10 protein-coding genes are annotated in these 12372 nt (G+C 62.1%); 4 read left to right on the plus strand and 6 right to left on the minus strand.

What is annotated here, in order from left to right; genetic code table 11:
- Window position 1 precedes the first annotated feature (1 nt).
- From iolD to TU80_RS13575, 4 genes are all read right to left on the minus strand, one after another.
- Window positions 2–1933: a 3D-(3,5/4)-trihydroxycyclohexane-1,2-dione acylhydrolase (decyclizing) gene (gene iolD / locus TU80_RS13560; protein ID WP_046383702.1), complete on the minus strand. Its 1932-nt coding sequence runs from the start codon at window positions 1931–1933 to the stop codon at window positions 2–4.
- A gap of 10 nt (window positions 1934–1943) precedes the next feature.
- Entirely contained in the window at window positions 1944–2732 is a 789-nt protein-coding gene (gene iolB / locus TU80_RS13565; protein ID WP_057004690.1) for a 5-deoxy-glucuronate isomerase, read from the minus strand.
- A complete protein-coding gene (gene iolE, locus TU80_RS13570) occupies window positions 2729–3622 on the minus strand; it encodes a myo-inosose-2 dehydratase (RefSeq protein ID WP_046489005.1) in 894 nt (297 codons plus the stop codon). The genes iolB and iolE overlap by 4 nt, the downstream gene beginning before the upstream one ends.
- Window positions 3623–3785: 163 nt before the next feature.
- Window positions 3786–5723 carry a bifunctional 5-dehydro-2-deoxygluconokinase/5-dehydro-2-deoxyphosphogluconate aldolase gene (locus TU80_RS13575; protein WP_057004691.1) on the minus strand — a complete coding sequence of 646 codons (1938 nt, stop codon included), beginning with the start codon at window positions 5721–5723 and terminating at the stop codon, window positions 3786–3788.
- Between the two features lie 284 nt (window positions 5724–6007).
- Here TU80_RS13575 and TU80_RS13580 point away from each other — a divergent pair, with 284 nt between their 5' ends.
- Complete coding sequence (locus TU80_RS13580) at window positions 6008–6928, plus strand: MurR/RpiR family transcriptional regulator (protein ID WP_017846562.1); 921 nt, start codon at window positions 6008–6010, stop codon at window positions 6926–6928.
- A gap of 132 nt (window positions 6929–7060) precedes the next feature.
- Here the strand turns inward: TU80_RS13580 and TU80_RS13585 are convergent, their stop codons facing one another.
- On the minus strand, window positions 7061–7903 hold the full coding sequence (locus TU80_RS13585; RefSeq protein ID WP_057004692.1) for a hypothetical protein: 843 nt from the start codon (window positions 7901–7903) through the stop codon (window positions 7061–7063).
- 255 nt (window positions 7904–8158) lie between these two features.
- On the opposite strand from TU80_RS13585, the gene TU80_RS13590 reads away from it, so the two are divergent.
- Window positions 8159–8842 carry a response regulator transcription factor gene (locus TU80_RS13590; RefSeq protein ID WP_003219726.1) on the plus strand — a complete coding sequence of 228 codons (684 nt, stop codon included), beginning with the start codon at window positions 8159–8161 and terminating at the stop codon, window positions 8840–8842.
- Window positions 8820–10211 (plus strand): sensor histidine kinase, encoded by a 1392-nt coding sequence (locus TU80_RS13595; protein WP_057004693.1) that lies wholly within the window; start codon window positions 8820–8822, stop codon window positions 10209–10211. Before TU80_RS13590 ends, TU80_RS13595 begins: the two co-directional genes overlap by 23 nt.
- Window positions 10212–10291: 80 nt before the next feature.
- Here the strand turns inward: TU80_RS13595 and TU80_RS13600 are convergent, their stop codons facing one another.
- Entirely contained in the window at window positions 10292–10708 is a 417-nt protein-coding gene (locus tag TU80_RS13600) for an SRPBCC family protein (protein ID WP_057004694.1), read from the minus strand.
- A gap of 345 nt (window positions 10709–11053) precedes the next feature.
- Here TU80_RS13600 and TU80_RS13605 point away from each other — a divergent pair, with 345 nt between their 5' ends.
- A complete protein-coding gene (locus tag TU80_RS13605) occupies window positions 11054–12310 on the plus strand; it encodes a hypothetical protein (protein WP_057004695.1) in 1257 nt (418 codons plus the stop codon).
- Window positions 12311–12372: the final 62 nt, after the last annotated feature.

A 12372-nucleotide genomic window follows, 5' to 3' on the forward strand; every position in this document is an offset into this window, starting at 1 on the left:
ATTAGTACTGCCGGGCCTTGGCCAGCTGTTCATTGAGTTTTTTCGCCGCCGCGTTGGTGCGTTCGCTGGTGGAGACCTGCGCCACACCCACCCGCCACCACGACAGGTAGCCGTGGATCATGGTCTTGGGCAGCACCTTGATATCGATCAGCGTCGACACCGTTTGCGTGCGCGCATCGGCCAGCGCCGCTTCGAGCTGTTCGACGCTGCTGACCTTGTAAGTCTTGCAACCGTAGGCCGCCGCACTCATGGCGAAATCCACCGGCACCAGGCCGCCGTCGAGCTTGCCGCTCTCGGGGTTGCGGTAGCGGAACTCGGTGCCGAAGCTGTCCATGCCGTTGCCGATCTGCAGGTTGTTGATGCAACCGAAAGCCATGTTGTCCAGCAGCACCACGTTGATCTTGCGGCGCTCCTGGATCGAGGTGGCCAGCTCCGAGTGCAGCATCATGTAGGAGCCATCGCCGACCAGCGCATAGACCTCGCGCGTCGGCTCGGCGAGTTTCACGCCGAGGGCGGCGTTGATCTCGTAGCCCATGCACGAATAACCGTACTCGACGTGGTAAGTGTTGACGCCCTTGCTGCGCCAGCTGCGCTGCAGGTCGCCGGGCAGGCTGCCGGCGGCGGCGACGATGATCGCGTCGTCGGCCAGCGCCTGGTTGAGCACGCCGAGGACCCGGCTTTGGGTCAGGCACGAACCGGTCAGCTCGATAAATTCGCGCAGCACGCCGCGGTCGAGGTGGTCGTCGACCTCGGGGACGAAGTCGTCACCGGCGTATTCCAACTGATGCACCCGGTCGACTTCAGCATCCAGTTGCGCCCTGGCATCGCGCACCTGCTCGCCCCAACCGGCGCGATAATCGCCCAGCGCTGCGGCCAATGCCTCAAGGGCGACTCGTGCATCCGCCAGCACTTGCACGCCATCGAGTTTCAACGCATCGCCGGGGCTGATGTTGAGGTTGAGGAACCGCACCTCGGCGTGCTTGAACAACGACTTCGACGACGTGGTGAAATCGGTGTAGCGCGTGCCGATCCCGATGATCAGGTCGGCCTCGGCGGCCAACAGGTTCGCGGCCAGGCAGCCGGTTTCGCCGATCCCGCCGACGTTCAGCGGATGGCTGGACAGCACCGCGCTCTTGCCCGCCTGGGTTTCGGCGAAGGGCATCTCGAAGCGTTCGGCAAATGCCTGCAGGGCCGCATTCGCCCCGGAGTACTTGACCCCGCCGCCGCAGATGATCAACGGCTTGCGCTTGCCCTCGAAGGCCGCCACGGCATCGCCGATCATCGCCTCGGTGGGCGGGCGCCGGTCGAGGCGATGGACACGTTTTTGCAGGAAGTAATCCGGGTAATCCCAGGCCTCGGCTTGCACGTCCTGCGGCAGCGCCAGGGTGACGGCACCGGTTTCGGCCGGGTCGGTGAGCACGCGCATGGCGTGGATCGCCGCGCTCATCAATTGCTCGGGGCGGTTGATGCGGTCCCAGTATTTGCTCACCGAACGGAAGGCGTCGTTGGTGCTGATGCTCAGGTCATGGAACTGCTCGATCTGTTGCAGCACCGGGTCGGGCTGGCGGCTGGCGTAGACATCGCCAGGCAATAGCAGCAACGGAATGCGGTTGGCCGTGGCGGTCGCGGCAGCGGTCAGCATATTCGCTGCCCCCGGGCCGACCGACGCGGTACACGCGTAGATCTTGCGGCGCAGGTGCTGTTTGGCAAACCCGATGGCGGCGTGGGCCATGCCTTGCTCGTTGCGGCCCTGATGCACCACCAGGTCGCCGCTGTCCTGCTCCAGCGCCTGGCCCAGGCCGAGCACGTTGCCGTGGCCGAAAATCGTGAACACCCCGGCCACGAACTTGCTCTGCACACCATCGACTTCGATGTATTGGTTATCCAGAAATTTCACCAGGGCCTGGGCCATGGTCAAACGAGTGGTGGTCATGTCGCGCCCCTTAAAGGTCCAGCAGCCAGCTGTGCTGCGGGTCGTTATGAAAATGCCAGGCGCGCTTGGGGCCGGCCATTACGTTGAGGTAGTAGGACTCGTAGCCATACGGCACGCTCACCGGGTGGTAACCCTTGGGCACCACCACCAGGTCGCTGTTTTCCACGGCCATGGCCTCATCGATGCTGCGGTCGTCGGTGTACACCCGCTGGAACACGAAGCCCTGGGGCGGGTTGACCTGGTGGTAATAGGTCTCTTCGAGAAAGCTCTGGTGCGGCAGGTCGTCGGTGTCGTGCTTGTGCGGCGGGTAGCTCGACGAATGCCCGGACGGCGTGCGGACTTCCACCACCAGCAGGGAGTGGGCGGGCTCGCTGTCGGGCAGGATGTCGCACACGTAACGGGTGTTGGCGCCTTTGCCGCGCACGCTGCGCTTGCACTGTTCGGGGCGGATCAAGCGCGGCGCGAAACCCGTCGCGCCAGGCGCGGCGCAGACCGCGAGCTGCACGTCGCTCAATGCCGTCACCTGGGCGTCGGTGCCCGGCGGCAGGTAAGCGGCAAAGGGCGATTTGTCTTCAAACACCGACTGACGATCGCCGAGGTTCTGCCAGTTGAACCCCTCGCCTTCGATCGTCACCCGGCCGCTGAGCAGCACCAGGCACAGCTCCTGATCGCCGGCGGTGACTGGCAGGGTTTCGCCCAGGCTCAGGCGGTAGGCGGCAAAGCCGACATAGTCCAGGCGGCCCGCTTCGAGGGCGACCATGGTTTGCCCGCGCTTATTGCTCTTGACCAGCAAGCTCATTGCCCCGTCCTCTCGTTCAGCAGCGCACGCAAGGTGTCATAACCTTTTTTCGCATAGATATAGCTCGGCGCGACAGCCGGGTCCTGCTCGGCTTCGACCACCAGCCAGCCTCGGTAATGCGCGGCCAGCAGCACGTCGAGCAACGCGGCAAAGTCGATATCGCCGTCACCCGGCACCGTGAAGGTGCCGTTGACGATGCAGTCGGGGAAGCTCCACATCTGGTTGCGCGCCAGTTGCACCACCGCTTTGCGCACGTCCTTGAAATGCACATGGCACACGCGGTCGATGTGCTTGCGCAGTACGTCGAGGGGTTCGCCGCCACCCATGTAGCAATGGCCCGAATCGAACAGCAGGCCGACTTCGGGGCCGGTGCGGCGCATCAGTTGATCAATGTCCTCCGGCGATTCGACATAGGCGCCCATATGGTGGTGGTAGGCCAGGCGCACGCCCTGGGACAGAGTAAAGCGCGCCAGCTCGGTGAGCTTGTCGGCGTAGTCCTGCCAGGCCTGCTCACTGTGGAAACGCGGGCGTTCGATCAGGCGGATGCGGGAGCCCTGGATCGAATCGGCCACTTCGCCGTAGACCAACACCGTGGCGCCATTGTGTTTGAGCAACTCGACGTGAGCGGCGATGGCTTCGATTTCCTCCGCCACCGACCGCTGGGCCAGACGGCTGGAGTACCAACCGGAGACCAGCGCCAGGTCGTAGGGGCGCAACACATCGGCGACGCCCTTGGCGTCCTTGGGGAATTTGCCGTTGAGTTCAAAACCCTCGTAGCCGATCTGCTTGCCTTCGCTCAACGCCGTGCTCAGGGGCGTTTCGCCGCCCAGGGCCGGCAGGTCGTCGTTGCTCCAGGAGATCGGGTTGATGCCAATTCGGATTGCGGGCATGGCTGCACCTTTATTATTTTCAGGTATCACTGAGATCTGCATTATGTGGGAGGGAGCTTGCTCCCGATGGCAGTGTGTCAGGCAACACTTCTGTAACTGCACCACCGCCATCGGGAGCAAGCTCCCTCCCACATTGGATTACATTTCAAATTAAGAACTGCGTTCAGCCTCTGGCACTGCACCAGGCACTGATCAATTGCTCGAAAGTGGCCCGGACTTGGCGGATCAGGGTCTCGTCATCAATCTCCCCCGCCATCCACGCGCGACTCGGCTCCTGGAAAATCGTGCGTCCCACGGCAAAACCACGGCAGGTGCGACTCTGGCTGGCTTGGCGGAAGCCCTCGGCCAGGCACTCGGCCGAGGCATTCAGGCCCAGCAGCACCACACCGCGGCAGTACGGGTCGCGTTCCTCGATCAGTTCGTCGAGTTTTGTCCAGTCCTCGGCCGACTGTGCCTCGATTTTCCACCACGCCGGGTAGATACCCAGGTTGTACAGGCGCTTGAGGCTGCGGTAGAGCACATCGGGGTAGGTCGAGGGGTGATCCTTGGGCGGGATGACTTCCAGCAACAGTTCATGCCCGCTGACCAGCGAAGCCTCGTACACCGCCTTGAGTTGCGCTTCCTGTTCCAGGCGCAGCAGCGGTTCGTCATCGGGGTGGTATTGCACCAGGCACTTGATGATTTGTTCCTGGGGCCAGGCGATCAGGTTACTGCCGATCGAGCGGCCGTGCTCGAACGCCAGGGGCCGCGAGTTCTGCACCTCCACCGGACGCGCGATCCACCAGCCGCGACCGCTGGCGGCGTTGAGTGCGTCCTGGCCGAAGCGCTGGTCGGCGAGCAAACCGACATCGGCCTCGATGCCCTGCCCGCGCAGCGTCTTCTCCACGCGTTCGACGGCCTGGATAAACAGCTGCTTGATCGTGCTGATGCGGCTCGGGTCCCGGCCGCCGCGTTGCGCCAGGTCGACCAATTGCCAGCGGTGGTCGAAGGCGAACACGAACAGTTGCTTCCAGGCCTTGCGTGGCACCGTGACCCGATGCAGGCGCTGCAGGGTCACGTCTTGATCGGGACGGGTGATCGGCACCGGGCTGTTGAACAGGTAATCCAGTTCGGCCGGCGTCGGCATGGCCGGTGCGCAGGCGTGGCGCGACACCACCAGGCCGCCGCAGGCATTGGCCAACTGGCTGCATCGCGCGTCGCTGGCATCGTTCAGCCAGCCGCTGAGAAAGCCCGCCATGAACGCATCGCCGGCGCCCAGCACGTTAAGCACTTCAACGCGCACGCCGGGGTAGATCGCACCCTCTTCCAAACGGGCCGGGATCGCGCCGTGGATCACCGTGCAGCCCTGCGGGCCGAGCTTGACCACCAGGGTCGCCGGGGTCAGTTCACGGACGGTGCGCAGGGCGCTGAGCAAATCTTCACTGCCGCCGGCGATCAGGAACTCTTCTTCAGTACCGACGATCAGGTCGAAGCGCGGCAGGATGCTCTGCACGTGCTGGCTGACGCTCTGGTCGGCGACAAACCGGGTTTCGCCATCGGCCTTGCCCGCCAGGCCCCACAGCACCGGGCGGTAGTCGATGTCGAGCACGCGCTGGACGTTGTGTTTGGCCGCGTAATCCAGGGCCTGGACGCTGGCCTTGTACACAGCGTCGGTGGAGAAATGCGTGCCGGTGATCAGCAGGGCCTTGCTCGAGGCGATAAAGGATTCGCTGATGTCTTCGGCGCGCAGGGCCATGTCGGCGCAGTTTTCGCGGTAGAACACCAGGGGGAAGGTTTCGCGGTCCTTGAGGCCCAGCAGCACCAGCGCGGTAAGGCGTTGCGGGTCGACCTTGATGCCGCTGACATCGCAGCCTTCACGGGCCAGGGATTCCGTCAGGAACCGGCCCATATGGTCGTCCCCTACCCGGCTCAACATCGCCGACTTGAGGCCCAGGCGCGCGGTGCCGAAGGCAATGTTGGCGGAAGAACCGCCGAGGTACTTGGCAAAGCTGGACACATCCTCAAGCCGCGCACCGACTTGCTGCGCATAGAGGTCGACGCCCAGGCGCCCGAGGCAAATCAGATCCAATTGACGCCCACTGGCAAAACGAGTCTGGCCCATGCTGGCTCCTGTTATTTTTATCAGCCTGCGTTGTGCCGCCGTGGCGACGGCACACGCTCTTGGTGGGAGCAGACTAGAACGTTCAGCGAGCCCAATCAATATTTATTCCATAATTATTTTTGGTAGAATATTTTTTCCAATACGTCAGCATAGGGGCACGCCAGCGACAGTGCATCGTTTCAGCCGTCCATTCGCTGGCGCATGCTGGGGTATTTTTTTGCGCCTACCCTGTAGACTTGCGCCCACTATCAGCGCACCAGATGAACCCGCCAGAAGGATTGCCCATGTCCCGCACCGATCAGCCGGCCACGCCCGAGACCGCTTCCCAAGACACTCTCGCCAGCCCTGCGATCAATGCCGAACGCCTGTTGCAGCTGATCACCGACGAATACGAAAGCCTGCCACGCCAGCTCAAGCGCATCGCCAGCTACATGAGCCAGCAGAGCGACCGGATCATGGTCGACCGCATCAGCGACATCGCCCGCGAATGCGAAGTGCATCCGTCGGCCATCGTGCGGTTCTCCCAGCGTTTCGGCTTCAGCGGGTTCAGTGAGATGCAGGCGCTGTTTCGCGAGGCGTACACCCACAAGACCACGCCGGTGCAGAACTATCAGCAGCGCATCCGCAGCATGATCGCCAACAAGTCGCAGAAGGCCAGCGGCGGCGACCTGGCGCGCGAGTGTGTCAATGCCACGCTTTCGGGCATCGAGCGCCTGGGCCTGGAACTGGATGACGCGGCGTTCGAAAAAGCCGTCGACCTGGTGGTCAACGCCGACAACATCTACGTGGTTGGCGTGCGCCGTTCGTTTGCGGTGGCCGATTACCTGGTCTACAACCTGCAACACACCAACAAGCGCATCCACCTGATCTCAGGCCTGGGCGGCAGCTACCGCGAGCAGATGCGCAGCGTGCGCGCCAATGACCTGGTGATCGCCATCAGCTTCACGCCCTACGGCAAAGAAACCCAGCACTGCCTGCGTATCGCCCAGCACCACCAGGCCAAGACCCTGATCATTACCGACAGCAACCTGTCGCCCCTGGCCAAGCGCGCGAACGCAGTGCTGTTGGTCAATGAAGGCTCGTCGTTTGCCTTCCGTTCCTTGAGCGCCACGTTGTGCCTGTGCCAGGCGCTGTTCATTGCGGTGGCGTATCGCCTGGAGTTGAAGGTGGATGAGATTCATGAGCAGGTGGGCTTCGACGACTGACTCGCCAGGGATCTGCAGGCGCGGGCTTGTTCGCGCAGAGCGTTAACGATGACGCCCGAGCGCCGCGTCCCCGGGCGCAGGCCGGTCATTGCACAAGGGGACTGACGACTTGGGCTTGATCAAGCCTCAAACCTACTCGGAAATATCAAAATTCACCCTCACCGCAAACGGCGTCTCCTCGTTCCTCTGCACCATGCAATCCACACTGCCCACTGTACGCCCGGTCTCAGGCAAGGCAGTAAATTCAAGGCTGCCACTGATGGAATGGGCAAAACCGAAAGAGTTGATTCGGCCAAATTGAACTTGCACTTCCTTGCTGGTGGCCAGGTCAAACGCCATACCCTTCGCCTCTTCTCTCACCACAATCAGCACCAGATTCTGAACCCGTGAAAGATCGTCATATTGGCGACCGATTACCTGCCAGTAAGTAAACGTGCTTACAACCTTCCTGAGACTCACTTCCGTCGCGTCGAACTCAGGCGCCGGCATCGGCCCGCCGGGTACTGACCCGCGCATATAGCCGGTGCCGGTGATCTGCGGTGTGCACATTCGCGAACTCAAGCCGATCAGGTTAATCACGCCCTGCGTGATTTCAACGTCCTTGCTGCCATGCTTGGCCGAAAAACTGAACGTGCCGACCAGCCGGTCCTGTGAGTCAAGGGACAGACTGAGACTCCCTGTGAACGCTACGTAGGGTGCACTGCCGAGGTTTTCGTGCGCCCAATAAGTGCCCGTGGCCTGACTTCCAAGGGAATACGTTCGCTCCTCGCCATCGTCCAGGACGTCCGAAACAACAAAATCGAAGCCGAGCCGCTCGTTGATATCGGGGCCGATTTTTTCGGTCGCACTGATGTACAACTTGTTATCCAGGAAATACATCATCATCTGATCGGCGTCCCCTTGAAAGGAATGCTCGGGAGGACTGACCTGAGGGTTATTGATCTTGGCGGTAAAACTTCCTGTTGTCTGGTTCATGGCTACGCCCCTTGAACATGATTGGTCGACTCACGCTATTTGCTTCGAGCGAGGGCGTAAACTGTCAAATCTCACAGGTTTAAAAACCACGGTTTTAATAACGATAAATAACCGACCTACGGGGGCTGGCGCGCCAGGCGGTGTTTATGAAAACTGTGTCAGTTTTGCCAACATGAAGTTTTATTTAGGAAGCGTTCAGCCATTTCTTGGCAAAATGCCCACACTTCTAGTGTGAATCGCTCACCAGGTAATCCTATGACCCGCATTTTGACCATTGAGGATGACGCCGTAACGGCCCGCGAGATCGTCGCCGAGCTGAGTAGCCATGGACTGGATGTTGATTGGGTGGACAACGGCCGCGAAGGCCTGGTCCGCGCCGTGAGTGGTGATTACGATCTGATCACCCTCGACCGTATGTTGCCGGAACTCGATGGCCTGGCCATCGTCACCACCCTGCGCACCATCGGCGTGTCGACGCCGATCCTGATGATCAGCGCGCTCTCCGATGTCGACGAGCGGGTGCGCGGCCTGCGCGCCGGTGGGGATGACTACCTGACCAAACCGTTCGCCTCCGATGAAATGGCCGCCCGCGTTGAAGTGCTGCTGCGGCGCAAAAGCACGGTCAAGGAATTCGAAACCGCGCTGCGCGTGGCCGACCTTGAGCTGAACCTGATCAGCCGTGAAGCCAGCCGCGCCGAGCAGCCGCTGAGCCTGCTGCCCACCGAATACAAACTGCTGGAATTCCTGATGCGCAACACCGGGCAGATCCTGTCGCGGATGATGATCTTCGAGGAAGTCTGGGGTTATCACTTCGACCCCGGGACCAACCTGATCGATGTCCACATCGGTCGCCTGCGCAAGAAGATCGATCCACCGGGCCTCACGCCGCTGATCCGCACGGTACGAGGTTCCGGGTATGTCATTGCTGAACCCCTCTAAGGGCTGGCGTTCCTCCAGCAGCCGCTTGCTGGCGCTGTACAGTTCGCTGTTCGTGGCTTGGAGCTGCATCCTCATGGGGGTGCTGTATTACGAGGTGTCCGGTTACCTCAGCGACCTCTCGCGCCATTCGCTGATGCAGCGCCAGCACCTGTTCCAGCGGTTCGACGGCGAAGAACTGTTGGAAGCCCTGACCACCAGCATGACCTTTGACATGAAGGGCGTGGACGCCTATGGCCTGTTCGATGAGCAATTTCGCCCATTGAACGGACCGATCCAGGCGATACCGCCCGACTTGCCCCTGGACGGCAAGATCCACGCCCTGGCCAATTGCGTCGACTCCGACGACCCGAAACTGCCCAAAGACAGCTGCGACGCCGTGGTCACCCACACCGCCGATGGCCGCTGGCTGGTGCTGGTGCGCGCCAACGGTTCGCTGTTCGGCGTAACCCGGATCATCTGGCACGCGCTGCTGTGGGCGGTGTCGCTGACCATCATCCCCGGCGCCGCCGGCTGGCATTTGCTGCGCCGCCGCCCATTGCGACGGATTCGCGGGATCCAGGCCAGCGCCGAGGCCATCGTCGCCGGCGACCTCACCCATCGCCTGCCGCTGTCGAACCGGCGTGACGAACTGGACATGCTCGCCGCCATCGTCAACGCCATGCTCGACCGCATCGAGAAGCTGATGAACGAGGTCAAAGGCGTGTGCGACAACATCGCCCACGACTTGCGCACCCCGCTCACCCGCTTGCGCGCGCAGCTCTATCGCATCAAGCAACAAGCCGAACACGACTCGGCCCACGCGGTGCAGCTGGACGACGCCATCGCGGAGACCGACACGCTGATGGCGCGCTTTCGCGGGTTGTTGCGGATCTCGGAACTGGAAGACCACCAACGCCGCTCGGGCTTCCTGGTGATGGACCCACTGCCGCTGCTGCGCGAACTGCACGACTTCTACCTGCCCCTGGCCGAGGAAGGCGAACTGCAACTGGTGCTCGACATCCCAACATCCTTGCCCTGGATCACCGGCGACCGGGCCTTGCTGTTCGAGGCCCTGGCCAACCTGCTGAGCAACTCGATCAAGTTCACCCCCGCGGGCGGCGAAGTGATTTTGCGCGCGGTCAACGATGCGGGCAGCACGCGTATCGAAGTCCACGACTCCGGCCCCGGCATCCCAACAGCGGAACGCAAGGCGGTGTTCCAGCGGTTCTATCGCGTGGATGAAAGCGACCAGCAAGGTGGGTTTGGGCTGGGCTTGTCGATTGTCGCGGCGATCATCAATCTGCACGGTTTCAAGCTGGACGTCGGCACCAGCCAACGCGGCGGTGCGCGGTTGGTGCTGGAGTGTCGCCAGCAACTGATGCCCAAATAAACCAGACACGACACCGATCGAAACGGTGGGAGGGGGCTTGCTCCCTCCCACATTGGGTGTCGGTTGCCCGATCGATCAGGTCAAGCCGGGAAGTTGGCGCGCAGCGCCTCAAGCCCACCGCGGTACACGCCGGCAAACAAAGCCTCCACCGCCTCGTCGGTGGTGCCCGGCACCGGGGTGAACACGCCCGACCACGTCACCTTCGCCGACGACTCCGTCAGGGCTTCGACCCGCAACGTCGCCAGGTAGGCACTCACCGGAAACGGCGACTCCTCGATGCTGTAGCTGTAAGTGCGGGCCACGTTATCAAAGGTCTGCAAGCGCTCCACCACCACGCCGCCATCGGCGGTCTTCAGGTGACGCAGGCGCCCGCCGTCGCCCGGCTTGCTCTCGACGATCAATGGCAGCCAGTCCGGTAGGGCGTCAAAACCGCCGACCAATTGCCACACCTGATCGGCCGAAACCGGAACTTCAATGACAGAAGAAGCTGTAGGCACAATCAATACTCCAGACAATAAACAATTCAGATCGCCAGATCTGTCGCACCGACAGTTGCTGGCGACCGGGGTTGAACAATGTACGCCAGCCGATTCGTCACTTCACCCCCTATTCGTGGCGCGATGGATGCTCGAGATTGACGCCATGCCGTACCGGACCACTGAAATCATCTGCGTGCCTGGACGGCCCGCAGGGCGCAAAAACACCGATGCTAACGCACAGCCACTCGTTCTGTACCTGTTAGAAATGACAGTTGTAACGCCCCCATCTCCAGCGTTTACTGGTACGCAACGGCGCCTGTCCATACGGCACCGACAGGTAAACACTCCAGGGAGGGACTCATCATGCCGCGTTATTTCAAAACCTCGATCACTGCGCTGACACTGCTCGGCGCCTCGCTGCTGTACGGCTATGGTGTAACCGCCAGTGCCGCCACATACGTCGACTCGGGCAGTGCGGCCGGGGCGCAATGTTCAACCAGTAGCGTCAACGATAGCGCACAAGCCGTGGGCAATTGTTCATCCGCTACGGTCAGCGCCAACAGCAATCCTTGGTACGCCGCATCGCTGAGCGGCCCTCAACAGGTCTTGCCGCCGCTGGTGAACGGGCAACCGTGCAGCGTCGAGGCAATCGCTAACAGTGGCTGGATGCTGGGAAGTTGCGCCAACGCCGCCAATCTCAGTTTTGCCGTATTCTGGAATGCAGCGACGCCCAGTGGCCTGCCGACGGCGACGGCCCCCTTGCCTGGCACCTTGCTGTTTCCCCTGCTGCGACCCGCCGATGTCCAGACCGTGCCCACCGCCCTGAACCTGCTAGGCGCGGCCCTGGCTCAAAGCATCAGCGCCACGTTACAGGCAACCGTGGTGCTGTATACCCCGGGCAATGCCACGCCCCAACGCGTTTCCAACTATGGCGACAACTGTGCCGGGATCGACGTGAACAACACCTTGATCAACGGCTATCCCAGTGTCGTCATGAACTGTCCGGGGGCCAATGCCACGCCCAAACCCACCGTCGCCACCTGGAACGGCAGCAGCTACGTGTTGACCGCGCTGGCCAGCCCCTCCGGCGCCAGCTATTGCTGGGCGGTGGGCATGAACGATCAGCTTCAGGTGGTCGGTACCTGCGTGTTCAGCGGCGCTACCGGCGATGTGCCGCAAACGGCATTCTGGGGAACACCCAGCAGCGCGCCCCTGCTGCTGACCATGCCCCTCAATGCGCAGAATTACGCGGTGTCGATCAACAACCCCGGGCATATACTCGCGTATGGCAGGGACCCGTCGGGTTTCGAGAAAGCACTCTTTTGGCCAGACCCCACCAACTCGTTCAGCGTGCAGTCGATCCAGCCGCTGCCTGGCAGCGCCCAGACCAACGCGGTGGGTTTGGCGGATAACGACACCGTCGCCTTGAACAGTTTCGATGCCAACCAATACCCCAGCGGCGCCTACTGGGACGGCGTCAACGGCACCGTGGAGATCAACCCTCTTTTGGACGGACGGATGAGCCGGCTGGAGGGCATTACCCGCTCCGGGGCGATCGTGTATGGCACAGCAACCGATTCCACGCTCAACTACAGGGCCGTAGGCGCAACCTTGCCATGACGAGGAAAAGCGGTTTTCCTTGCAGCCTTAGGTGCGGCTCAATCCAACCGCCCCCATGCGGC

This window comes from Pseudomonas veronii, from assembly GCF_001439695.1.
In the GTDB taxonomy this organism is placed as follows: domain Bacteria; phylum Pseudomonadota; class Gammaproteobacteria; order Pseudomonadales; family Pseudomonadaceae; genus Aquipseudomonas; species Aquipseudomonas veronii.

Coding starts and splice junctions, on each gene's coding strand:
- iolD (WP_046383702.1), bottom strand. CDS start 1,933: ATGACCACCACTCGTTTGACCATGGCCCAGGCCCTGGTGAAATTTCTG.
- iolB (WP_057004690.1), bottom strand. CDS start 2,732: ATGAGCTTGCTGGTCAAGAGCAATAAGCGCGGGCAAACCATGGTCGCC.
- iolE (WP_046489005.1), bottom strand. CDS start 3,622: ATGCCCGCAATCCGAATTGGCATCAACCCGATCTCCTGGAGCAACGAC.
- TU80_RS13575 (WP_057004691.1), bottom strand. CDS start 5,723: ATGGGCCAGACTCGTTTTGCCAGTGGGCGTCAATTGGATCTGATTTGC.
- TU80_RS13580 (WP_017846562.1), top strand. CDS start 6,008: ATGTCCCGCACCGATCAGCCGGCCACGCCCGAGACCGCTTCCCAAGAC.
- TU80_RS13585 (WP_057004692.1), bottom strand. CDS start 7,903: ATGAACCAGACAACAGGAAGTTTTACCGCCAAGATCAATAACCCTCAG.
- TU80_RS13590 (WP_003219726.1), top strand. CDS start 8,159: ATGACCCGCATTTTGACCATTGAGGATGACGCCGTAACGGCCCGCGAG.
- TU80_RS13595 (WP_057004693.1), top strand. CDS start 8,820: ATGTCATTGCTGAACCCCTCTAAGGGCTGGCGTTCCTCCAGCAGCCGC.
- TU80_RS13605 (WP_057004695.1), top strand. CDS start 11,054: ATGCCGCGTTATTTCAAAACCTCGATCACTGCGCTGACACTGCTCGGC.